Raw genomic sequence first — 23248 nt, forward strand, 5'->3', positions numbered from 1 at the left:
CCGCATCTAATGTGACACCTGTCACATAAAAAGTAACATTGGAATTTATTACATCTCATTGCAATGTTACTTTTTATTGCTTGCCAAACGTAGTAAAGCTTGGCTAAGCTTAGGGTCGCTTATAAAGTCAGCAGCACCGCGAAGTAATTCCTGTGTTTCTGGACTCAAGGCTTTTTCAGATTTTTCTGGAACCGGTTGAATAGGGGATGGATTCCTTAAGCAAACCTGGATTTTAGTGAGATCTTTTAATTCGTTTATTTGAGAGAGTTGTGAGATGTATTGCTTTTGAAGATAGGCCAATTGAGAAATCATGGCTTGGTTTTCACCAGTAATCGTTAACACACCATTTTGATAGCAGGCAACTTGCCATTGTTCGGGTTGAGGCAATAGCGGTTGTACGAGTTTCGTAAGCTTCTGCCATGCAGAAACTTGTGATGAGAGAAACGAAAAGTTTCCTGTTTTTATCTGTTTTCTTGTTTTTTGAAAGACGTTGACAGGTTCCGACATACATAATTCCTACATGTTTATGTCTTAATCTTATGCGCTTCTTAAAGTGGATATCAAGGAAGAGATCTTCAAGAAACTCGATTAGCAGTTTAGAGAGGTTTTTTATGCATATGCCTATGCGACGTATCCTATTGGCATTTTCTATTTCGGTTTCAGCTGCTTCAGTAGCTTTTGCAGATTTAGTGGATCTGAATCAACAAGATGCTACACCTGACCGTCTTGAGCAGTTAACACGTACTTTATCGCAGGGTTCTTATACCCATCCTGAAGATATTGATATTCCCGCACAAACCAAATTAAATGTTCAGCTACGCGAAAAGCCGGTTGAACTGAATAATCAGACCATTGCCCAAAAATATGGCAATTCTTCATCCAGCAAAGTTGCATCTTCAAATAACCCTTATTCATGGTTAGTAGCTCATCCATTACCAGACATGAAACGTGTCAGCTCAAATTTTGGCGGCCGTACCATGGGTGGCCGTGCTGAAAATCACTCAGGCCTAGATCTGGCTGCTGCAAGCGGTACACCGATCTACGCAACTGGTCCTGGTATCGTAACCAAATCGGGTTGGGGTACAGGTTATGGTCAGTATGTCGAAATTAACCATGGTAATGGATACCTTACTCGTTATGCCCATGCTTCACGCTTGATTGCACGTGTGGGAGATCAGGTGCAAGCCGGTGATCATATTGCGAATGTAGGTTGTACAGGTCGTTGTACTGGTCCTCATCTACACTATGAAGTAGTAAAAGACGGTCAACGTAAAAATCCTTCAACTTATTTAGCAATGTTGCCTTAAGCGTAGCTTTGCTCAAAATAACTGAAATACTTTAATACGTTTGATACTTAATACTCATAAAAAATCAATCAAACCGCTTTTAAGGCAATTAGACTGAACATTTCTTCCAGGGAGTAGAGAAGGAGTTCGATCTAATTGCTTTTAGATATTATATTATCACCGAGAATTATAACTGTCGTATAAAAAATCGCCATTATTGACTTCTTTTTGTTACTTTGTGTAATAAAGTGTCAATGTATATTTAGATAATAAATAGTACTCCAGAACCGCATTCAGCCAAGGCCATACCTGTATAAGCCGTAAATATGATACATATAAGTGATCAATTTGGCTTTCAGGAACTGTAGATTATGGCGTTTTATGGAGATACCGACGCTCAAGAAACCCAAGAATGGCAAGACGCTTTTGACTCCGTTTTGCAACACATGGGAACCGAGCGCGCCGCCTTTTTACTTGAAAAACTTTATCAACGCGCAATTGCCAAACATGTTCCTATTCAGCGTTTAAATACTCCCTACTTAAACACTATTTCTGTAGAAGAACAACCTGCGATGCCGGGCGACCAGGACATGGAGCGCCGTATTCGCGCGCTGATCCGCTGGAATGCTTTGGCAATGGTGCTTCGCGCAAATAAAACCGGTGATGACCTGGGTGGTCACTTGGCCAGCTTTGCTTCATCTGCCACTTTATACGATGTGGGTTTTAACCATTTCTTCCGTGCCAATAACGACAGCTTCGGTGGCGACCTGATTTACTATCAAGGTCACTGTGCCCCGGGGATTTATGCCCGCTCATTTCTAGAAGGCCGCTTAACTGAAGAGCATCTGAATAATTTCCGTCGTGAAGTCGGCGGCAAAGGTCTGCCTTCTTATCCTCATCCTTACTTGATGCCAGACTACTGGCAGTTCCCGACGGTATCGATGGGCCTGGGTCCAATCATGTCGATCTATCAGGCGCATATTCAAAAGTATCTGATGAACCGTGGCCTGATTAAGGAAGAAGACCGTAAAGTCTGGGCCTATCTGGGCGATGGCGAAATGGATGAGCCGGAAAGCTTGGGTGCGATTTCACTGGCGGGTCGTGAGAAGCTGGATAACCTAATCTGGGTGGTGAACTGTAACTTACAGCGTCTGGATGGTCCGGTACGTGGTAATGGCAAGATCATTCAGGAACTTGAGTCATTGTTCCGTGGTGCCGGCTGGCGTGTCATTAAAGTCGTCTGGGGTCGTCATTGGGATCCACTACTGGATAAAGACAAATCTGGTGCACTCAAAGCGATTATGGAAGAAGCAGTAGATGGTGATTATCAGCGTTACCAGGTGAAAGGTGGTGCTTATGCACGTGCACATTTCTTTGGTAAGTATCCAGAAGCAGAAGCTTTGGTCAAAGACCTGAGCGATGAAGATATCGATAATCTGAACCGTGGTGGTCATGACCCGTACAAAGTCTTTGCTGCCTATGCAGAAGCGACCAAGGCCAAAGGTCAGCCAACGGTGATTCTGGCAAAAACCGTAAAAGGTTATGGTCTGTCTGATGAAATTGAAGCGGTGAACAAGACGCACCAAATCAAGAAAATGCAGCTGGAATCATTGAAATATGTACGTAACCGTTTCAACTTGCCATTTACTGATGAACAGCTGGAAGAAATTCCATTCTACCGTCCAAGTGAAAACTCGCCTGAAATTAAATATATGAAGGCACGCCGTGAGGCATTGGGTGGTTACTTACCAGCGCGTCGCAAAGAAAGCGAATCTTTACCGATTCCTGAACTTTCTGTTTTTGATGCTGTGCTTAAAGGTTCAAATGGTAAAGAACAGTCCACCACCATGGTCATGGTCCGCCTCATCTCTGCCTTATTAAAAGAGAAAGCAATCAAGGACCGTGTGGTACCGATTGTGCCAGATGAAGCGCGTACTTTTGGTCTGGAAGGCATGTTCCGTCAATTGGGGATCTATGCAGCGCATGGTCAACAATATACCCCTGAAGATCAGGAACAGTTGATGCATTACCGTGAAGCCAAAGACGGTCACATGCTGCAAGAAGGGATTAACGAGGCTGGTGCAATGAGTGCATGGGCAGCCTTGGCGACCAGTTATTCAACCAATAACCTGCCAATGATCCCGATGTACATGTACTACTCAATGTTCGGCTTCCAGCGTATTGGCGATATTGCCTGGGCAGCAGGTGATGCACAGGCGCAAGGTTTCTTGCTAGGTGCAACCGCTGGCCGTACTACCTTAAATGGTGAGGGCTTGCAGCATCAGGATGGTCATTCGCATATTCTGGCCAACACCATTCCAAACTGTGTCTCTTATGACCCGTGCTTTGGCTATGAGCTTGCCGTGATCGTGCATGATGGTCTGCAACGTATGTATGTGAATCAGGAACGTGTGTTCTATTACCTGACCCTGATGAACGAAAACTATGAACATCCGCCAATGCCGCAAGGTGCAGAAGAAGGTATCAAGCGTGGTATGTATCTGCTGGAAGAAGACGAGAAAGCGACGGTTCAGCTGATGGGTTCAGGTGTGATTCTGCGTGAAGTGATCAAGGCCGCAAAAATCCTGCGTGAGGAATATCAGATTCATGCCAATGTCTGGAGCGTGACCAGCTTTAACGAACTGGCTCGCGATGGTATGGCATGTGAAGAATATAATCGCCTGCATCCTCTGGCTGAAGAAGCGAAAGAGCCATGGGTATCTCAGCAGTTACGTGACAAGGACGGTATTGTGGTATCGGCAACCGATCACATGCGTGCCTATAGCGAACAGATCCGTGCTTATCTTCCAGATAGCCGTCCGTTCGTAGCCTTGGGTACCGATGGTTATGGCCGTTCAGATACCCGTGGCAACCTGCGTAGCTACTTTGGTGTCGATGCTGCACATATTGTCGTGGCAACCTTGAAGAAGCTGGCAGATGAAGGCGAAGTCGATGCACGTTTAGTGAAAGACGCGATCTCTAGCTTTGAGTTAGATACTGATCGTCCGGTGGCTTGGGCACCTCAGGCGACTCCTGAATTGCATCCAGTTGCTGACTACAAAGAGGAGAACTAATCATGCAAATTACGACTCCAGATATTGGTGTAGACAAGGCAACTGTGGCAGAAATCCTAGTGAAGGTGGGTGACACCATCGCTGTAGATGAAAGTATTGTGCTGCTGGAATCGGATAAAGCCTCTGTTGAAGTGCCAAGCACTTCAGCAGGTGTGGTCAAAAACATCCTGATCAATCAGGGTGATGAAGTATCTGAAGGTACTGTCTTGATTGAACTACAGGCTGAAGATGATGCCGGTACGGTAGAAAGTCAGGAAGCTGATGCTGCTGACAAAACTTCGGAAAATACCCCAACTGAATTGCCTGATGAGGAAATCCTGCAGGAAGTGGCGATACATCAGCCTAAAGCCTCTAGCCAAAGTGAACAGTCCTCTCAATCGGCTTCTACATCTACTTTAGAAGTGAAATTGCCGGATATTGGCGTAGAAAAAGCCCTGGTGGGTGAAATTCTGGTTCAGGTTGGCGATGAAGTTGAAGTTGATCAAAGCCTGGTCGTGGTTGAATCGGATAAAGCGACAGTTGAAGTACCAAGTACGGTTGCAGGTACTGTGGAAGCGATTCATATTCAGGAAGGTGATTCAGTCAAAGAAGGAGTGCTGATTCTGACAGTGAAAACTGCAGATTCGGCACCAGCTGCTGAGCAAGCAGCGCCTCAAGCGGCAGAAAAGCCGAAAGCTCAAGCAACACCTGAAGCCAAAACTGAAACAGCGTCACAACAGGCGGCATCCCCTGCAGGCGATATTGAAGTAAAAGTACCAGACTTGGGTGTAGACAAGGCAGCTGTAGCAGAAATTCTGGTACAGGTCGGTGATACGGTGGAAAAAGACCAGAGCATCATCGTGGTCGAATCGGATAAAGCGACAGTAGAAGTGCCAAGCACGACTGCCGGAGTGATTAAGGCGATTCATGTTGAACTGGGTCAGAATGTTTCTGAAGGCGTGGCACTGATTACGATTGAAGCTGAAGGACAAGCATCACCTGCTGCAGCTCCAGCAGAAAAATCAGAAGTACCTGCAGCTAAAGCTACGTCTGCACCCGCCGCAGCTCCAAAAGCTGAATCTGCTGCAACACCTGAAACGCATAGTGCAGACAAGCTGACTAAAGAGCAGAACGCTGCCAATGCCAAAGTTTATGCCGGTCCTGCTGTGCGTAAACTGGCTCGTGAACTGGGTGTGGTATTGGCAGAAGTGAAAGCTTCTGGCCCGCATGAGCGTCTAATGAAAGAAGACCTGTTTGCGTATGTGAAAGATCGTCTGACTGCACCGCAAACAACAGCTGCACCTGCGGCAGCTGCAGCTCCTGCTAGCTTGCCAAAACTGCCTGATTTCAGTGCTTTTGGTGGGGTAGAAGAGAAAGTCTTGACGCGTCTGCAACAGGTTTCAATTCCACAGTTATCATTAAACAACTACATCCCACAAGTGACCCAGTTTGATGCAGCCGATATCACTGAGCTGGAAGCATGGCGTAATGAGCTAAAAGGTAACTTCAAGAAAGAAGGTATTGGCCTGACCATCATGGCTTTCATTATCAAGGCTGTGGCTTATCTGCTCAAAGAAGAGCGCGAATTTGCTGGTCACCTGTCTGATGACGGTAAATCGGTATTGCTACGTAATGAGATCCATATGGGCATTGCGGTTGCGACACCAGATGGTCTGACTGTTCCTGTATTACGTAACCCGGACCAGAAGTCGATCAAGCAGATTGCCATTGAGCTGGGTGAGTTAAGCCAGAAAGCGCGTGACAAGAAATTGTCACCTAAAGATCTGCAAGGTGCGAACTTCACCATCACCAGCTTGGGCTCAATTGGCGGTACAGCATTTACGCCGTTGGTGAACTGGCCGCAAGTGGCGATCTTGGGTATTTCTCCTGCGACCATGCAACCGGTATGGAATGGGGAGGGCTTTGATCCACGTTTGATGCTGCCACTGTCACTGTCTTATGACCATCGCGTAATTAATGGTGCCGATGCTGCACGCTTTACCAATAAGCTGACCAAGCTGTTAAAGGATATTCGTACACTCTTGATCTGATTCATGAATGTATGAAAATAAAAACCCTGCTCCGGCAGGGTTTTTTTATATGACAATTTGTAAATATAAACACGGTTGGCTATAATGGGCGCACTTCATTGGGGAGTAGCCGCCTTTTGCGCAAAGCAGAAGGGTGATGGTCAACATATTTGCTCAACAGGGCATGGTCATCATAGCAAAGAACCAAATGAGCTTCTCGAAGCTTTCTTTTGTTGGCAAGACCTTTGATTTACCACTCTGCAGATATGGCTGGCAGGAGGGGTGAGTCATCGGTAGAAAATGCCAGCCAGAGAAAGACCGCATGTACGAATTCCTGCTTTCCACGGCCATCGTTGCACTTGCCGAAATGGGTGATAAAACCCAGTTACTGGCTTTGCTTCTTGCAGCACGTTTCCGTAAACCGACACCAATTTTAATTGCAATTTTACTGGCAACCCTGATTAACCATGGTCTTTCAGCAGCCCTGGGGCAATGGGTCACTACCGTTATTGGGCCAGAAATTTTGCTGTGGATCGTGTCAGTCGGTTTTATTGGGATGGCAATCTGGATGCTGATTCCGGATGAATTAGGGGATGAAAACGACAGTATCAATAAATGGCAAAAGTACGGCGTGTTTGGTGCGACTTTTGTGCTATTCTTCCTGGCTGAAATTGGCGATAAAACCCAGATTGCGACAGTGGCACTGGCAGCACGTTTTGACAGTGTGCTTTGGGTGATGATGGGAACCACCGTCGGAATGATGATTGCCAATGCACCTGCGGTATTTATCGGTGATAAACTGGCGAATAAACTTCCAATCGGCCTGATTCATAAAATTGGCGCCAGTATTTTCTTGATCATCGGTGTCGGCACCTTGGCACAACATTATTTATTTTAAAAATAAAAATCAATTTCGTATAAATCCTGAGCTAAAAACTCGGGATTTTTTATTGTGAAATTGTGCTCAATTTACTGATAAATAAAGTGATATATCCAGTTTTATTGATTGTAAGTTCATTTAATTCCCTATATGTTATATGCCTATAGAAAAACCATCCTAAACGAAAAAAATTGGGGATTACTGATGGCCTTCGAGCGCACCACATCGCAAGTCTTGTTTGATAATGGGACACATAAATGTATTAGTTTTACCAGTCTCGTTAAAGGTGAAGGTGTCCAGGCAAACCAATTTCTGATTTTAGACAATGAGCGTGCTGCAGTACTTGATCCGGGCGGTGATTTAACTTATGTACCGTTGACCATGGAACTGAACCGCTATACTCGGTTAAGCAATCTGGATTATGTGATGGCATCGCATCAGGATCCGGACATTATTACCTCCATGCCGCGCTGGCTGGTCTATACCGAAGCCAAAGTCGTAGCTTCCAAGCTCTGGGCGCGTTTCTTGCCGCATCTGAATTCAGCCTTTATGAGTGACCGTATGAAAGGTAACTGGCTGGATCGTCTGGTTGAATTGCCGGATCATGGTCAGATCATTCCACTCGGTCAATCCAGCATTATTGCTATTCCAGCGCACTTTTTACATTCAGTCGGTAATTTCCAGTTTTATGACCCGATTGCCAAGATCCTGTTTTCTGGTGATATGGGGGCGTCAATGGTCGAGGATGCTTCAAAACCACTGGAAAATTTTGCAGCGCATATTCCGAAAATGAAAGGATTTCACCAGCGCTACATGTGCAATAACAAGGTAATTCGCTTATGGGTACAGATGGTGCGCACCATGGATGTAGACATGATTGTGCCGCAGCATGGAACCCCATTCGTGGGTAAAGAGCAGATTAACCAGTTCCTGGACTGGATTGAAACACTAGAATGTGGCACTGATTTAATGGATGAAACTGTTTTTACTTGTCCTGAATAGTTCAAGAAAATTTTAAATTTTTTCTTGAGTAGAAAAACAACATTTTTTATATTTTCCGCCTGCAAAAAACTGTTTTTGATGACGAGAATTTATAAGAAATGTTGTCTCAAGTTCCTACACAAGATGCATGTTTAAGTTGTGGCGCATGTTGCGCCTATTTCAGGGTTTCATTTTATTGGGCAGAGGGGATTCCCATGCCTGAGCACTATACTGAACCTGTCACCTCGGTCTATTCATGCATGGCGGGAACCAATCAGAAAAATCCACGCTGTATAGCACTTGAAGGTAGCATTGGTGAACAGGTGAGTTGTGGCATGTACGAACTACGTAGCTCATCCTGTAAAGAAGTTCAGATCGCTGATGCCCAGTGCAATAAAGCACGGATGGCACACAATATGATTCCATTCATCCAGATTGAGCCGGATGAAGCCGAAAATGATGATAATTTCGAACGGGTGAGCTAAATCCAAACTCAAGATTTAAAAAGCAGGGTATGGACTCTGCTTTTTTTATGGGAGAAAAAATTAGTAAGGGATTTTGTAAACCGAATAAATATGATGACTGCTCTGGCATATTTAAATTGTTGATTGAATAGTCAAATTTACAGGTTTAGATATTCGGATTAAATCTAAGTCCAGATTTAGACAAAATAAATTTTGCAATTGCAATGAAATTTAGAGCTAAATTTGTTTATAATAGCGCACGGAAATTACCAGTGAGACTGTTATGTTGACCATCGTTCAAGACGCGTTAACCTTCGATGATGTCCTATTACTCCCTGCCTACTCTACTGTTCTCCCAAAAGATGTCTCTCTAAAGACACGCCTGACTCGCGGCATTAACCTGAATATCCCACTTGTTTCAGCAGCTATGGATACTGTGACTGAGTCACGTATGGCAATTGCGATGGCACAAAATGGTGGTATCGGTATTCTGCACAAGAACATGGATATTGCTGCCCAGGCCGCAGAAGTACGCCGTGTGAAAAAATTTGAAGCCGGTATGGTGAAAGATCCGATCACAGTTACCCCAGAAACTACAGTACGTGAACTGATCGCTGTGACTCAAGCGAATAACATCAGCGGCGTACCCGTGGTTAAAGACGGTAAAGTGGTTGGTATCGTGACAGGCCGTGATACACGCTTTGAAACCAATCTGGAACAGCCGGTCAGCAATATCATGACTGGCCAAGACCGTCTGGTGACTGTGCGTGAAGGCGAATCGAAAGAAAACATTCAGGCCTTATTGCAAAAAAACCGTATTGAAAAAGTTATCGTTGTTGGCGAAAACAACGAATTAAAAGGCTTGATCACGGTAACTGATTTCCGTAAAGCGGAACTTTATCCAAATAGCTGTAAAGATGATCTAGGTCGTCTACGTGTAGGTGCAGCAGTCGGTACTGGTGCTGAAACACCAAGCCGTGTAGAAGCACTGGTTGATGCTGGTGTAGATGTGATCGTTGTGGACACTGCACATGGTCACTCTGCGGGTGTGATTGAGCGTGTACGCTGGGTCAAACAGAACTACCCGCAAGTTCAAGTGATTGGCGGTAACATCGCAACTGGTGATGCTGCGCTTGCATTGCTTGATGCGGGTGCGGACGCAGTGAAAGTGGGTATCGGTCCTGGCTCAATCTGTACAACTCGTATCGTGGCTGGTATTGGTATGCCGCAAATCTCTGCAATTGATTCTGTTGCGCGTGCATTGAAAGAGCAGATTCCATTGATTGCTGATGGTGGTATCCGTTTCTCTGGTGATATGGCAAAAGCGATTGGCGCTGGTGCAAGTACCATCATGGTAGGTTCATTAATGGCGGGTACTGAAGAAGCACCGGGCGAAGTTGAATTCTTCCAGGGCCGTTACTACAAAGCTTACCGTGGTATGGGTTCTTTGGGTGCGATGGCCGGTGCGACTGGTTCTGCTGACCGTTACTTCCAGGATTCTAAAGCCGGTGCTGAAAAACTGGTTCCTGAAGGTATTGAAGGTCGCGTACCGTACAAAGGCCCAATGGGCAATATCGTGCATCAGATGATGGGCGGTCTGCGTTCTTCTATGGGCTATACTGGTTCTGCAACGATTGATGATCTTCGTCAAAATGCCAAGTTTGTGAAAATCACATCTGCCGGTATGTCTGAGTCTCACGTGCATGATGTAACCATCACCAAAGAAGCGCCAAACTACCGTATGGGCTAACTTTCGCTGATTGTTTACTCTAAAAAAGCCGTCATCCTCATGACGGCTTTTTTGTTTTGGTGTACAGTGTTGCACAATGAAAAAGGATGATGTAAATCACCCGTTAAGAAGTGAGATAAAGCATGAGTTATTTTGGTACCGATGGTATTCGTGGAAAATTTGGTGAGTTACCGATTACACCTGAATTTGCCCTGAAATTAGGTTTTGCGGCAGGAAAAGTATTAAAACGAAATAGCAAAAAAAACAAACCATTGGTGGTACTGGGTAAAGATACCCGTTTATCGGGTTATATTCTTGAATCTGCGCTACAGGCAGGACTCAATGCGGCAGGTGTTTATGTGCATCTGCTTGGACCTTTGCCAACCCCGGCCATTGCCCATTTGACCCGTGCTTTGCATGCCAGCCTCGGCATCGTCATTTCTGCATCACACAATCCGTATTTCGATAACGGAATTAAATTTTTCTCGAGTGAAGGCAAAAAACTGCCTGATGCTTTGCAGGATGAGATCAACCAGGAACTGGAAAAAGAACTAGTAATTGAAGATAACGCGAACTTGGGTAAAAGTTTCCGCGTGAAGGATGCCAATGGCCGTTATATCGAATTCTGTAAGTCGACTTTCCCATACCATTTAGACCTGAATGATTTAACCATTGTCGTTGACTGTGCCAATGGTGCAGCCTATAGCGTAGGTCCTGCGGTTTTCCGTGAGCTGGGTGCTAAAGTCATTTCCATCTATGATGAACCGACCGGTCTGAATATCAATGAGAACTGTGGTTCAACTCATCCAGAAAATCTGCAAAAAGCAGTGGTTGAGCATGGTGCTGATTTAGGCATAGCTTTTGATGGTGATGCTGACCGCGTGATTATGGTCGATAAAAACGGTGAGCAAATTACCGGTGATCATATTCTGTATATTCTTGCGACTCAGGCAAAAAACAAGCCGGCGGGTATCGTCGGTACCTTGATGAGTAATATGGCGTTGGAACTGGCCCTCGAAAAAGCTGGGGTAGAGCTGCTACGTGCCAAAGTCGGTGACCGTTATGTACTGCAAGGTCTGGAAGAAAAAGGTTGGTCGATTGGTGGTGAGCCATCAGGCCATATCCTGACTTTAGATAAGAGCACTACAGGCGATGCGATTATTGCTGCGCTGCAAGTCTTAACCGTGATGGTTGAGCAGAAGAAAGCGCTGCATGAGCTAGTTGCTGATTTTAAATTATTGCCGAATGTGTTGGTAAATGTACGCCTGAATACCATGTTTGATCCGTACTCAGTGCCTGCTTTGACTGCAGAATTTAGCAAAGCTGAAGAACAGCTCAAAGGTCGTGGCCGTTTATTGATCCGTAAATCAGGGACTGAACCGGTGATCCGTGTCATGGTGGAAGGCGAGGATCTTGCAGAGGTGACCACACTGGCAAATTCATTGGCTGATGCGGTACGTGCCAACGCCGCTTAAATGGGGGAAGAGTGAATGAGCGATCTGATTAAGGATCTGAGTGAACTGCGTCTGAACTACCAAAAAGGCGAGCTACATGAAGATCAGGTCAATCCCAATCCGCATATGCAGTTTTTGCAGTGGTTTAACCATGCACTTGCTGCACAGCTGCATGAACCTTATGCCATGTCATTGGCAACCGCAAATGCACAAGGTCGTCCGCATGTGCGCACAGTGTTGCTGCGTGGTGCGACTGAAGCAGGGTATGATTTCTATACCAATTATGATAGTCAGAAAGGTCTGGATCTGGCCGAAAACCCGTATGCTGAACTGCTGTTTTACTGGCAGGAACAGGAACGTCAGATCCGGATTAGCGGTAAGGTAATTAAAATTTCGGAAGAAGAATCAACTGACTATTATCATAAACGTCCGCGCGAAAGTCAGATCGCTGCGCATATCAGTACCCCGCAAAGCGGTGTGGTTGCGAGTCGTGAAGAATTACAGCAACGTTTCTGGGATCTGCATCAGCAGGTCGCTAATCAGGAAGAACTGGATAAGCCGGGATTCTGGGGCGGCTATCGTTTGCAGCCGGATTATTATGAATTCTGGCAGGGCCGTCCCAACCGTTTACATGATCGCCTGAGTTATGAAAAAATCGATGGGGCGTGGAAACTACAACGATTGATGCCATAACAATGCCTAAACTTGAAATCAAGCAAAGACCTTTACTGACACGCCCTGAATCTTTTCAGGGCGTGCCTTCATTCGTAGCCGAAATTTTGGCACGCCGTGGCGTGGAATCTGAACAGGAGCTGGAACTTAAACTCAAGCATCTGCTGGCTCCGACCATGAAAGGCTTACCGGAAGCGATCCAGTTGATTGATCAGGCTATAGATACTGGCCAGAAAATCGTAATTGTCGGTGACTATGATGCTGATGGGGCGACCAGTACCACACTAATGGTACTCGCTCTGCGAGATATGGGTGCTCATGTCGAATATCTGGTTCCTGACCGGTTTAAGTATGGTTATGGCCTGACACCTGCGATTGCGGATCTGGCTTTTGCTAATTTTACGCCGGATCTCTTAATCACGGTGGATAATGGGATTTCCAGTCATGAAGGCGTGAAGCAGGCGCAGGATCATGGTATGCAGGTGATTATTACCGATCACCACTTAACCACCAAGCCTACCCCTGCAGCAGAAGCTGTGGTCAATCCCAATCAGCTGGGCTGTGATTTTCCAAGTAAGGCCTTAGCGGGTGTAGGGGTAGCTTTTTATGTTCTGGCAAATCTATCGACTCATCGTAAAAAGCTCGGTAAATCTTCAACGGTTATTACCAATTATCTGGATCTAGTGGCTTTAGGCACTTATGCAGATGTTGCAAGTCTGGACTATAACAACCGTATTCTGGTGGATGCCGGCTTAAAACGGATTCAGCAGCATCTTTGTCGTCCTGGCATCAGTGCCTTGCTGGAAATTGCTGGTCGTGATGCTGCCACGCTCAAAGCGCAGGATCTGGGTTTTGTACTTGGTCCACGTATTAATGCAGCGGGTCGTATGGAAACCATGGATATCGGGATTGAGTGTTTGCTCGCTCCGGATCTGGCAACCGCTTATCCACTCGCAGAACAGCTGAATCAGCTCAATGTCGAACGCCGTCAGGTAGAAGGCAAAATCAAGCAGGAAGCTTTGGCTGAACTGGAAAAAATCCAGCTGGATGAGAATACTTTGCCAGCCGCGCTGATCATGTTTGAACAGCATTGGCATCAGGGCGTGATCGGGATTGTAGCAGGGCGTTTGAAAGAACAGTTTCATCGTCCAAGTATTGTTTTCGCAGCAGATGAAGATGGGATTCATATCAAAGGTTCAGCACGTTCCATTGAAGGGATTCATATCCGGGATAGCATTGAACGGATAGCAGAGCAGTATCCGCATCTGGTTAGCCATTTTGGTGGGCACGCGGCCGCAGCGGGATTAACCATTAAAAAGCAGCATTTTGCTGAATTTAAACAGGTCTTTGAACAGCTGATTGCAGAGATGGATGAAAGCCTATTTACCGCTACGCTGTGGACTGATGGGGAACTACCGGCATCAGCTTTCCAAATTGAAACGGTCGATTTACTGCAAAACTTAAGTCCATGGGGACAAAAGTTTCCTCAACCGATTTTTGAAGGCATCTTTAAGATTCTGGATTACCGCTGGCTCAAGGATGTACATCTGAAATTACGTGTTGCCTTAGAGAATGGACAGGTTGTGGATGCGATTGCTTTTAGTGCCATCGATAAATACAAGTTTGATCCGATGAAGCAGCATGTTCGTCTGGTCTATGAACTGGATAAAAATGTCTTTAATGGCAATGTTAGCCTGCAAATGCGAATTGCTCATCTGGAACAATAAATTATTCAAATAAAAAAACCGCCCAATTGAGCGGTTTTTTTGACTTTTAATCTTAGAGATTAGAAGCGGAATGTACCGTTGATACCAAAAGAATCAATACCGTCAGTTGTAGTGTAATTTAAACCAGCAGCAATCGTTGGCGTAAAGAATTTTTGAGCACGTAAACCAAATATTGTGTCTGCATCATCTTCTGTAGAATCAGCGATTGATACGCCAACACTTAAAGTTGGATCAATATAAAGATCAGCACCTAGGTGATAAGTTGTTTCATCACCAAAATAACTTAAACCTTCAAAATTCGCAAAATGGTTGCCAATTTGAGTCACGTACTTAGCACGTAGAGATAATGCCGTATCATCACCTACAGTAACAGCATTAAAGAAATTAGTCGTAAAACCGTAATTTGCTACCTGAACAGGATCAATACTTTCATTTGCTGCACCTACTGCCAATAATAAACCATTTACTGGAAGATAGCCCACTTCTAATGCATAACCTGTATTATCGTCGCCAGCAAAGTCAGTTTGATTCAGAGTACCACTTACGTAAAATTGGGTGTTTGGAATGTAAAATTCACCACTTACACCAAATACATCGATATCTTCGTCTCCATCACCGCTCGCATTTGCATAACCTAAACCAATATTGCTCGCCTTATTGAGGAAAGCTGCTTCTGCAAGTGGAGAGTTCTTAACTTGAACTGCATTTAAATAGTATTTTCCATTGATGAAAAATGTATCAAGGTCACCAAGATTATCGAAATCTGTATTTTCATAGCCGACATTAACTTCAGCTTGGTAAGCATGTGCAGTTCCTAGGCTAGCAAGAAGTGCTGTAGCAAGAGCAAGTTTCTTAAACATTTAGATTTTCTCTCTTTGTTATAAAATATGGCTGTTTTATTAACAGTTGTAACAAATTGTACAGATAATAATCGCCCCGTCAATGTGCAAAAACTACCTAAATGCTTGTTTAAAGTGCAATAAAAAACCCATCCGAAGATGGGTTTTTTATAATGAAATTTCTTAGTTTGGATTAGAAGCGGTATTTCGCAGCTAGACCAAATTTGTTGTAGTCTTGGTTACCAATTTCACCAAAACCTACACGGCCTTCTAAGCTCACTTGTTCATTAAAGAATTTACGTGCACTTACACCAAATTCATTTGAGTCATATGGGCCATTATCTTTGCTTTGATAATCAGCACCAACACTTAAAGTTTTGTCGATGAAGTAGTCAGCTTTTAAGTTGTACTCATCCAGGTCGCCAAAGGCAGCGCCAGCTTCAAGGTTAATGTCTTTACCATTACTTAAAGTAGTCACATATTTAGCACGTAAAGTTGGATCTACACCGTCATCATAGTCATTGTCATAACCTTTCACACCTGCTGCAATTAACAGGCCTGGTGCAGGTAAATAACCGACTTCGGCACTATAAACGGTTTCGTCAAAATCAGGTACATTGTCGTATTTAGAATCATCACGACCTACGCTACCACTCAAATAAAAATCTGAGTTTGGTACGAAGTATTCAGCACCTACACCATAACGGTGACGTTCTGAAGAGTCGTAATCATCATATTGATATTGAGCTTTCACATTACTTGCACGATCAAGGAAGGCTGCTTCGGCTAATGGTGCATTACGTGTTTCAACTGGATTAAAGTAGTATGTGCCATCAACACCAAAAGAGCCGCTTGAGCTGCCATTATCCGGGTCTGTTAGGCCTGCAGATGCACCCACTTCTACTTGATAAGCATGAGCTGCTGTACCTGTAAGAGCTACGGCTGAAAGTAATGCTGAAGCGATTGCTAGTTTTTTCATGCGGATACTCCCCTCTGAAAATATGGCTAAAATTAATACACTTTTTGTTACAACTTTAAGTCTAGACCAATTCCAATAATCGTCAATCAAAGGAAAGTTACTACATTGTGAGTAAGGTAATATTATGTAATTTTCATTTAATAACTAGTTGAATTTAAAAACTAAAAATGAAATGTTTTGTTTTATTAAAAGTGTGTAGATATTGTGGAATGTATTGAAAATGCTATTTTTTATCTTATTTTGTAGGGGTTTTAGGGTTTTAAAATGAATCAAAAACTGAGTATAAAAATACAGCGAAATATATTTAAGAATAGAATGAGAAAGTATTAAAAATAATATTTAGCTATTTTATCGGGCTGACAAATTTTGTAATTAAAAAATGTGCTAGTGACATTTTCTTGCTTAGCTTTAAAGATGGATTTATCGCTATAAATTGGTGAAATAGACTGTGATATAATATTGACCTAAGAATTTATACCTAATTTTGATTGAGAGTAATTCACGTGGAAATTAATCCGTATCTAAACCAATTAAAAGACTTAAACGAACGTGGTCAAACACTACGGGGGTATCTTTGACTACGATCTGAAAAAAGAGCGTTTAGAAGAAGTCCTGCGTGAATTAGAAGACCCGGCGATCTGGAATGACCAGAGTCGTGCTCAGGCCATGGCCAAAGAAAAAGGCGAGCTTGAAAATGTACTTAATGTACTGGACGGCTTAACCACCCAGCTCGAAGATGCTCAAGCGATGCTCGACCTTGCGGTTGAAGCAGATGAAGAGGCCATGCTGGAAGATGTGCAGGCTGAGCTGAATGCGGCTGAAGAAGAACTGGCGAAGCTTGAGTTCCGTCGTATGTTCAGCAACCCGATGGATCCAAACCCTTGCTATGTGGAAATTCAGGCAGGTTCCGGCGGTACTGAAGCACAGGACTGGGCGTCTATGCTACTACGTATGTACATGCGCTGGATTGAACGTCATGGTTTTAAAGCTGAACTGATGGAAGAATCTGACGGTGATGTCGCCGGGATTAAATCTGCGACGATTCGTGTCGAAGGTGAGTATGCCTATGGCTGGTTGCGTACCGAATCTGGTGTACACCGTTTAGTGCGTAAATCACCATTTGACTCGGGCAACCGTCGTCATACGTCATTCTCTGCCGTGTTTGTCTCACCTGAAGTGGATGACAATATCGAAATTGAAATCAATCCTTCAGATGTCCGTACCGATACTTACCGTGCATCAGGCGCGGGTGGTCAGCACATTAACAAAACTGACTCAGCGGTGCGTTTAACTCACATTCCAACCGGTATTGTGGTGGCATGTCAGAACCAGCGTTCACAACATGCCAACCGTGACCATGCCTGGAAACAGTTGCGTGCCAAGCTGTATGAGCTGGAGATGAATAAACGTAATGAAGCTGCACAGGCATTGGAAGATTCCAAGTCTGATATCGGCTGGGGTAGCCAGATCCGTTCTTATGTCCTGGATGATTCACGTATCAAGGATTTGCGTACAGGGGTGGAAAATTCCAATACTGGCGCAGTTCTGGACGGTGATCTGGACAAATTTATCGAAGCAAGCCTGAAACAGGGCCTGTAAGAAACCGTTTAAAAGCTGGTGTAACAAAGCTTTAACAGACTGTGACTCTTATATCTAAATTATTCGATATATAAATCGAAAAAATACGATATAATGGTCGCAGATGCTGAATGAAGTTTCGTTGCGCCACTGATTGTGATGTGCCTATGGACCTTGATCTAATTTTTAAAGCCTTAGCCAATCCGACCCGTCGACAAATTCTGGAGTGGTTAAAATCTCCAGAGCAATATCTGTCTGCGGAAGAGTGTGGTGGCTTTCAACGTGGGGTCTGCGCAGGTCAAATTGAACGTTTAGGCCAGGTTTCCCAGTCCACCATGTCCAATCACCTGTCGGTGTTACAGCAGGCCGGTCTGATCACTGCGACCAAGCATGGACAGTGGTCATATTTCTCCCGCAATGAAACTTTGATTCAGCAATTTATCGAACACCTACAACAACACCTTTAACAGGTGGGAGTAACGATGGCTGAATTAAATTCTCCTTTAACGCTTGGTGCGTTAGAGCTTAAAAACCGTGTCATCATGGCGCCGCTGACCCGTAGCCGCGCAACGGCTGATCGCGTTCCAACCCCAATGATGGTTGAATACTATGCGCAACGTGCAAGTGCTGGCCTGATCATTTCTGAAGCTACAGTGATTTCTGAAGAAGCCAATGGCTATTTAAATACTCCAGGATTGTTTACCGATGCTCAGGTCGAAGGCTGGAAAAAGGTCACTCAAGCGGTTCATGAGAAGGGCGGTTTAATCGTTGCCCAGCTTTGGCATGTTGGTCGTGTATCGCATCCGGATCTGTTAAATGGTGAAACACCAGTCTCTGCAAGTGCAGTACAACAGGCGGGTCATGTCAGCTTGTTACGTCCAAAGCGTCCATACGTTACGCCACGTCCTTTAGAAGTTTCTGAAATTCACGCGATTACCGAGCAATACAAGCAAGCCGCGATTCGTGCTAAAGAAGCCGGGTTTGATGGTGTTGAATTACATGCTGCCAATGGTTATTTGATTGACCAGTTCTTGCAAAGCAAAACCAATCAGCGTGAAGATGAATACGGCGGTTCAGTCGAAAACCGTACACGTTTCCTGCTAGAGGCAACTGATGCACTGATTGAAGTATGGGGTGCGGATCGTGTAGGGGTGCATTTTGCTCCGCGTGGTGATGACCATGACATGGGTGATAATGATCCACGTGAAACATTTGGCTATGCCATGGAGCAGCTGGGCAAGCGCAAGATTGCCTTCTTCTTTACCCGTGAATATCTGGCTGAAGACAGTATTTCCGAATATATGAAAGAGCGTTCAGGTGGAGTACCTTATATTGCCAATATGCAACTGAGTCGTGAAGATGCGATTGAGCTGTTGGCAGCTGAAAAGGCAGATGCAGTCGCATTTGGTAAAGCCTACATTGCAAATCCTGATCTATACGAACGTCTGCTTGATAATGCACCGCTTAATGAACTGAAAATGGAAAATATGATCGGCAGTCAGGTGGCTGAAGGTTATATTGATTATCCAACTTTGGCAGAAGTTAAAGTATTAAGCACCATAGAATAATTCGAAATAAGAGCCACATCGATTAACATGTCGATGTGGCTCTGTTATATTTTGCCGATTGAATCTGTTTTGGGGCGCAATGTGGCTACTCCATTCTGGTATAACGCAGCCTTGGCGCTAGCGAAACCGCTTTATCAATCCCGTATACGTAAACGTGCAACCAGTCCGGAACAATTAGAACAAGAACTGTTGGAACGTTTTGGTCCTTTCCAGTCCCCTAAAAATCTGCAGACGATCTGGTTTCATGTGGTATCCGTAGGGGAAACCAATGCCGCTCAACCTTTAATTGAACATTATTTAAAACTTGGGCATCCGGTTCTAGTGACCAATACCACCAAGACCGGGCAGGCACGTGCCAAATCTCTCTTCTTAAAAGAACCTTATTTAGACTTATTCCAGGCTGTATATTTGCCAGCTGACCAGAAAACCCTGATTCGTGATTTTTATCAAAAATATCAGCCTAAATTGCTGTTATTGATGGAGACCGAGCTCTGGCCAAATCTGATTGACCAGGCACCTGCTTTTAATGTGCCATGTCTGTTACTGAATGCCCGTCTTTCTGAAAAATCAGCCAAAGGCTATGGTAAAGTCAAAGTCCTAACTCGTGGCATGCTTAAGAATTTAACCGGCCTTTTGGCTCAGGATACAGCAACCCAGCAGCGTTATATTGACCTAGGTATAGCTTTAGAAAAAACTCAGGTCTTAGGCAATATTAAGTTTGATATCACGGCACCGCAGCAATTTATTGATCATGCTGCTCAATTAAAACAGGAATGGTCTCTACAAAGTCGGAAAATTATCACTCTCGCCAGTACACATGCCCCAGAAGAGCAGCAATTGATGGCTGAGCTTAAAGCTGCGTTAGATGCAAATCCAGCATTGGTTTGTATCGTGGTGCCACGCCATCCGGAACGTTTTGATGAGGTGTTCCAAGCTGCACAGTCCTCAGGTTTAAGAACCCAACGCCGTAGTCTGGGACAGCGCATTGAAGTAGATACTCAGGTTTATCTTGCAGATTCCATGGGCGAGATGTGGCTCTGGTATGCCTTGAGCCAAGCCTGTTATGTCGGTGGTTCTCTGAATGAACCGGGTGGTGGACATAATATTCTGGAGCCGATTGCGCTGAATGTCCCGACAATTCTGGGTAAAAATTATTTTAACTTTCAGACGATTGTGGATGAGTTTGCTCAGGCGCATGCGGTAGAAGTCGTGCAGAATGCTAAACAGGCTGCTGAGAATTTGCTAGAAATTCTGAATAATTCAGCTAAAGCTGAAAGCTTGAATACTGCTGCACAAAAGATTATGCAGCAAAATCAGGGTTCACTTGAAAGGCATATTCAGGTGATTGATCAATATCTTTGATTATATTCTGATTTGTGAAGAAGCTGATTTTCATGGATTGATTGTATAAGGTTAAAACTAAGCCTTATCTTTATAGATTTAATGCTAGCGCTCTTCTTTCTTTTACTTTTGTTTCGGCAAAAGTAACAAAACCATTTGTCATCCACAAAAATCGTCATATACCATCTTTTTGCAAAGATATCGCAGAACCTATATCAGGCAAAAAGAGTCCTGCCTCGGACAGTTGTGGATGACGTTTCCGCGTATCCCGTGATGGATTTGTTGAGTTAATTTTTTATGAATATCGTCCTGCTTGATCCCCGCCAAACTGAATCTGAACTGTGGTCAATTACGTCAAAGCGGCAGCTGGAACATTTGCAACAGCACCTGGAGGTTCAGGTTGGCGATACGTTGAAAGTCGGGATTCGGGAAGGGAAACGGTATCTAACTGAAGTTGTCGAAATTTCTGAAAAAGCAGTTTTATTGAAGTCGATTCAAGAAGAAGCAGTTCCTGCAAAACTACCTGTTACCTTGATTGTGGCTTTACCACGCCCTAAAGTTTTGCGCCGTCTGATCATGGATGCTGTGACCATGGGGGTAGAAAAGATCATTTTACTGCATAGCTATCGGGTAGATAAAAGCTATTGGCAGACACCATTTTTGCAGCAGCTGAATCATTATATCGATCTCGGGCTAGAACAGGCAGGAGATACGGTTGCTCCGAAAATTGAGCTATATAAACGCTTTAAACCTTTTGTTGAAGATATCTTGCCGGGACTCATTACAGCAGACTGTCCAGCCTTTGTTGCACATCCTTATGCGGAACAGCCGATGCCATATGCACTTCAGCATCCTTGCACGATTGTCATTGGCCCCGAAGGTGGTTTTATTCCTTACGAAGTTGATTTGCTCATAAAAAACGGCTGCCAGGCAGTGAGCCTTGGCAACCGTATTCTCCGTACTGAAACGGCAATTTCGTATATTTTAGGTCGACTGTTTAGCGCGAGCTGAAGCATCCTCATGGCCATCGCCACGATAGACTTTCACTTCCTGCACCGGATATGGAATCGAAATATTATGTTCAGCAAAGGCTTGAATCACCCGTTCCTGAACTGCACTGATTGAGGTGCCTATGCCTGTTTCAGTGGTATTGACCCACCATAAGGCTTTGAGAGTAATCGAGAAGTCTGCCAGTGCAATCACATTGACGCTAAATGCAGGTTGACTCAGGATGGTCGGATCTTTATCCAGAATTGCAGTAATAATATCCTTGGCTTTCTGGATATCATCTTCATAACCGATCCCGACCGAAAATTCACAGCGGCGACGGGTATAAGCAGTATTCACTGTGACTGCACTGGTATAGACCGTAGCATTTGGAATTACGATACGACGACCATCTGGCGAGCGTAAAAAGGTTGCACGAATCTGGATATCTTCTACGGTACCCTCCAGACCATTCACGATAATGTCATCGCCAATCTTGAAAGGTTCACCCAGCAAAATTAGTACACCTGAGAGCAGGTTCTGGAAAATATCCTTAAATGCGAAACCGATCGCCACCGAACCAATCCCAAGCGCACTCATCAGCTGACCTGGGGTGAAACCTGGAATCGCAATCACCAGCCCGATTAAAACACCGAAGAAAACAATCACGGTACTACCGACACGGTTCAGCACCAGCACCAGATTCTGTCGGGTATAAGTACGGTTTTCTAAAGTCTTACGGACAAAAAACTTAAACAGTTTTGACAGTAACCAGAAAATGACAATGACTGTTAGCGCAATACAGAAATAAGGCACACGCTCCCAGAAACCCTCCATGATCTTGTCAATGGTGCTATAGGCATCATTGTACTTGGAGGTATGTTCGATCACGGTTTGGGCAGTTTTTTCAGTCGCCTGATGCAGGAGCTCAGTCGTCCCTTCAGTTACCTGGCTTAAAGTATTCTCTTGCTCAGCCACAAAAACTCCACAATTTAAATTTCGCTTATTTTGCCTCAACTACAGCAAAAAATTAACAACAGCGAAGTTTATACACAACATATTTATGCAAAACAGACACAATTGTCTTAAAAGAACTCAGTCGTTTTTTGTTTCACTTCACTTGGGATTCTTGAAGGCTCACCTTCACTCATATAAGAGAATAACGCAGTCGTCGCCAACAGGCTCAGTACGGTAAAAATGATTACCAGCCAGGCCACAATTTTTTCCCAGACGGGACTTGTACGTATCGGGCCATACTGATTGCTGCCTCTTGTTCCCGGAAAAAGCAGGATATAAATCCAGACAAACAGATTGATCAAAGGCACGAAGAATAGCAGCATCCACCAGCCACTGCGGTCCAGATCATGTAAACGTCGTACTGTAATCACAATACCCAAATACAGGTAGATCAGCATGATCGCCAAGGCAATCAGACTGGACAGGCCATGCAGAGAAATTTGCCAGTTTGAATCTACCGATAGGCTGGCAATATTCACAATATCAATACTTAAACCTAGCGCAATACTGCTGCATAAGAAAATAAACTGTAAAAATGCAGACCAGGCAATAAAACTCAAACGTCCAAATCGGCCCCTGATCGATAAGGGATGATCTGCTGCAGGAAAAGGAGGAGGGAAATAGGAAGGTTCAGTTGAATTCATGGGCAAGATCCTAAGCCTG

The 23248-nt window shown here is 44.4% G+C and carries 20 protein-coding genes and 1 riboswitch; of the genes, 15 read left to right on the forward strand and 5 right to left on the reverse strand.

What is annotated here, in order from left to right:
* Positions 1-66: 66 nt before the first annotated feature.
* A complete protein-coding gene (locus FTV31_RS06520) occupies positions 67-507 on the reverse strand; it encodes a DciA family protein (protein WP_180013777.1) in 441 nt (146 codons plus the stop codon).
* Positions 508-617: 110 nt separating this feature from the next.
* Between FTV31_RS06520 and FTV31_RS06525 the strand changes: the two genes are divergently transcribed.
* The 10 genes from FTV31_RS06525 (at position 618) to recJ (ending at position 14276) form a co-directional block, all read left to right on the forward strand.
* Positions 618-1307 carry a M23 family metallopeptidase gene (locus FTV31_RS06525; RefSeq protein ID WP_034170247.1) on the forward strand — a complete coding sequence of 230 codons (690 nt, stop codon included), beginning with the start codon at positions 618-620 and terminating at the stop codon, positions 1305-1307.
* 350 nt (positions 1308-1657) lie between these two features.
* Positions 1658-4360, forward strand: a complete 2703-nt coding sequence (aceE, locus tag FTV31_RS06530) for a pyruvate dehydrogenase (acetyl-transferring), homodimeric type (protein ID WP_125279167.1) — start codon at positions 1658-1660, stop codon at positions 4358-4360.
* A 2-nt stretch (positions 4361-4362) separates the two neighbouring features.
* Positions 4363-6390, forward strand: coding sequence for a 2-oxo acid dehydrogenase subunit E2 (locus FTV31_RS06535; protein WP_180013779.1), 2028 nt, complete (start codon positions 4363-4365; stop codon positions 6388-6390).
* Positions 6391-6478: 88 nt separating this feature from the next.
* Positions 6479-6619, forward strand: a riboswitch (yybP-ykoY riboswitch).
* 72 nt (positions 6620-6691) lie between these two features.
* The gene (locus FTV31_RS06540) at positions 6692-7267 is read left to right on the forward strand and encodes a TMEM165/GDT1 family protein (protein ID WP_159123792.1); all 576 of its coding nucleotides are present in this window, start codon (positions 6692-6694) and stop codon (positions 7265-7267) included.
* A gap of 186 nt (positions 7268-7453) precedes the next feature.
* Positions 7454-8251, forward strand: coding sequence for an MBL fold metallo-hydrolase (locus tag FTV31_RS06545; RefSeq protein WP_159123793.1), 798 nt, complete (start codon positions 7454-7456; stop codon positions 8249-8251).
* A gap of 98 nt (positions 8252-8349) precedes the next feature.
* The gene (locus tag FTV31_RS06550; RefSeq protein WP_082188697.1) at positions 8350-8715 is read left to right on the forward strand and encodes a YkgJ family cysteine cluster protein; all 366 of its coding nucleotides are present in this window, start codon (positions 8350-8352) and stop codon (positions 8713-8715) included.
* A gap of 262 nt (positions 8716-8977) precedes the next feature.
* On the forward strand, positions 8978-10444 hold the full coding sequence (gene guaB / locus FTV31_RS06555; RefSeq protein ID WP_034170242.1) for an IMP dehydrogenase: 1467 nt from the start codon (positions 8978-8980) through the stop codon (positions 10442-10444).
* 122 nt (positions 10445-10566) lie between these two features.
* Positions 10567-11898 carry a phosphoglucosamine mutase gene (gene glmM / locus FTV31_RS06560; RefSeq protein WP_034703592.1) on the forward strand — a complete coding sequence of 444 codons (1332 nt, stop codon included), beginning with the start codon at positions 10567-10569 and terminating at the stop codon, positions 11896-11898.
* A 15-nt stretch (positions 11899-11913) separates the two neighbouring features.
* Entirely contained in the window at positions 11914-12570 is a 657-nt protein-coding gene (gene pdxH, locus FTV31_RS06565) for a pyridoxamine 5'-phosphate oxidase (RefSeq protein ID WP_180011091.1), read from the forward strand.
* A 2-nt stretch (positions 12571-12572) separates the two neighbouring features.
* Positions 12573-14276, forward strand: coding sequence for a single-stranded-DNA-specific exonuclease RecJ (gene recJ / locus FTV31_RS06570; RefSeq protein ID WP_180013781.1), 1704 nt, complete (start codon positions 12573-12575; stop codon positions 14274-14276).
* 59 nt (positions 14277-14335) lie between these two features.
* Here the strand turns inward: recJ and FTV31_RS06575 are convergent, their stop codons facing one another.
* Entirely contained in the window at positions 14336-15136 is an 801-nt protein-coding gene (locus FTV31_RS06575; RefSeq protein WP_180013783.1) for a putative porin, read from the reverse strand.
* Between the two features lie 172 nt (positions 15137-15308).
* Positions 15309-16094 carry a putative porin gene (locus FTV31_RS06580; RefSeq protein WP_180013785.1) on the reverse strand — a complete coding sequence of 262 codons (786 nt, stop codon included), beginning with the start codon at positions 16092-16094 and terminating at the stop codon, positions 15309-15311.
* Between the two features lie 503 nt (positions 16095-16597).
* Between FTV31_RS06580 and prfB the strand changes: the two genes are divergently transcribed.
* From prfB to FTV31_RS06605, 5 genes are all read left to right on the forward strand, one after another.
* Positions 16598-17693, forward strand: a protein-coding gene (prfB, locus tag FTV31_RS06585) for a peptide chain release factor 2 (protein ID WP_104426741.1) whose coding sequence is annotated in 2 segments (ribosomal slippage) — positions 16598-16669 and positions 16671-17693 — 1095 coding nt in all. Because the reading frame shifts where the segments join, the coding sequence is not laid out codon by codon here.
* Between the two features lie 146 nt (positions 17694-17839).
* Positions 17840-18139: a helix-turn-helix transcriptional regulator gene (locus FTV31_RS06590; RefSeq protein WP_121979733.1), complete on the forward strand. Its 300-nt coding sequence runs from the start codon at positions 17840-17842 to the stop codon at positions 18137-18139.
* 15 nt (positions 18140-18154) lie between these two features.
* A complete protein-coding gene (locus FTV31_RS06595) occupies positions 18155-19240 on the forward strand; it encodes an alkene reductase (protein WP_180013787.1) in 1086 nt (361 codons plus the stop codon).
* Between the two features lie 81 nt (positions 19241-19321).
* A complete protein-coding gene (locus tag FTV31_RS06600) occupies positions 19322-20602 on the forward strand; it encodes a 3-deoxy-D-manno-octulosonic acid transferase (RefSeq protein WP_180013872.1) in 1281 nt (426 codons plus the stop codon).
* A 276-nt stretch (positions 20603-20878) separates the two neighbouring features.
* Complete coding sequence (locus FTV31_RS06605; RefSeq protein WP_180013789.1) at positions 20879-21592, forward strand: 16S rRNA (uracil(1498)-N(3))-methyltransferase; 714 nt, start codon at positions 20879-20881, stop codon at positions 21590-21592.
* Here FTV31_RS06605 and FTV31_RS06610 read toward each other — a convergent pair.
* Positions 21566-22546: a mechanosensitive ion channel family protein gene (locus tag FTV31_RS06610; RefSeq protein ID WP_159123798.1), complete on the reverse strand. Its 981-nt coding sequence runs from the start codon at positions 22544-22546 to the stop codon at positions 21566-21568. The two genes, FTV31_RS06605 and FTV31_RS06610, sit on opposite strands and share 27 nt — an antisense overlap.
* A 107-nt stretch (positions 22547-22653) precedes the next feature.
* Positions 22654-23229 carry a DUF805 domain-containing protein gene (locus FTV31_RS06615; RefSeq protein ID WP_180013791.1) on the reverse strand — a complete coding sequence of 192 codons (576 nt, stop codon included), beginning with the start codon at positions 23227-23229 and terminating at the stop codon, positions 22654-22656.
* Positions 23230-23248 lie beyond the last annotated feature (19 nt).

The sequence above is a fragment of the Acinetobacter sp. YH16031 genome, from assembly GCF_013417335.1.
Classification (GTDB): Bacteria; Pseudomonadota; Gammaproteobacteria; order Pseudomonadales; family Moraxellaceae; genus Acinetobacter.

Coding starts and splice junctions, on each gene's coding strand:
- recJ (WP_180013781.1), top strand. CDS start 12,573: ATGCCTAAACTTGAAATCAAGCAAAGACCTTTACTGACACGCCCTGAA.
- FTV31_RS06605 (WP_180013789.1), top strand. CDS start 20,879: ATGAATATCGTCCTGCTTGATCCCCGCCAAACTGAATCTGAACTGTGG.
- FTV31_RS06525 (WP_034170247.1), top strand. CDS start 618: ATGCCTATGCGACGTATCCTATTGGCATTTTCTATTTCGGTTTCAGCT.
- FTV31_RS06540 (WP_159123792.1), top strand. CDS start 6,692: ATGTACGAATTCCTGCTTTCCACGGCCATCGTTGCACTTGCCGAAATG.
- FTV31_RS06550 (WP_082188697.1), top strand. CDS start 8,350: ATGTTGTCTCAAGTTCCTACACAAGATGCATGTTTAAGTTGTGGCGCA.
- FTV31_RS06580 (WP_180013785.1), bottom strand. CDS start 16,094: ATGAAAAAACTAGCAATCGCTTCAGCATTACTTTCAGCCGTAGCTCTT.
- FTV31_RS06615 (WP_180013791.1), bottom strand. CDS start 23,229: ATGAATTCAACTGAACCTTCCTATTTCCCTCCTCCTTTTCCTGCAGCA.
- FTV31_RS06545 (WP_159123793.1), top strand. CDS start 7,454: ATGGCCTTCGAGCGCACCACATCGCAAGTCTTGTTTGATAATGGGACA.
- glmM (WP_034703592.1), top strand. CDS start 10,567: ATGAGTTATTTTGGTACCGATGGTATTCGTGGAAAATTTGGTGAGTTA.
- FTV31_RS06535 (WP_180013779.1), top strand. CDS start 4,363: ATGCAAATTACGACTCCAGATATTGGTGTAGACAAGGCAACTGTGGCA.
- FTV31_RS06595 (WP_180013787.1), top strand. CDS start 18,155: ATGGCTGAATTAAATTCTCCTTTAACGCTTGGTGCGTTAGAGCTTAAA.
- guaB (WP_034170242.1), top strand. CDS start 8,978: ATGTTGACCATCGTTCAAGACGCGTTAACCTTCGATGATGTCCTATTA.
- aceE (WP_125279167.1), top strand. CDS start 1,658: ATGGCGTTTTATGGAGATACCGACGCTCAAGAAACCCAAGAATGGCAA.
- pdxH (WP_180011091.1), top strand. CDS start 11,914: ATGAGCGATCTGATTAAGGATCTGAGTGAACTGCGTCTGAACTACCAA.
- FTV31_RS06520 (WP_180013777.1), bottom strand. CDS start 507: ATGTCGGAACCTGTCAACGTCTTTCAAAAAACAAGAAAACAGATAAAA.
- FTV31_RS06590 (WP_121979733.1), top strand. CDS start 17,840: ATGGACCTTGATCTAATTTTTAAAGCCTTAGCCAATCCGACCCGTCGA.
- FTV31_RS06575 (WP_180013783.1), bottom strand. CDS start 15,136: ATGTTTAAGAAACTTGCTCTTGCTACAGCACTTCTTGCTAGCCTAGGA.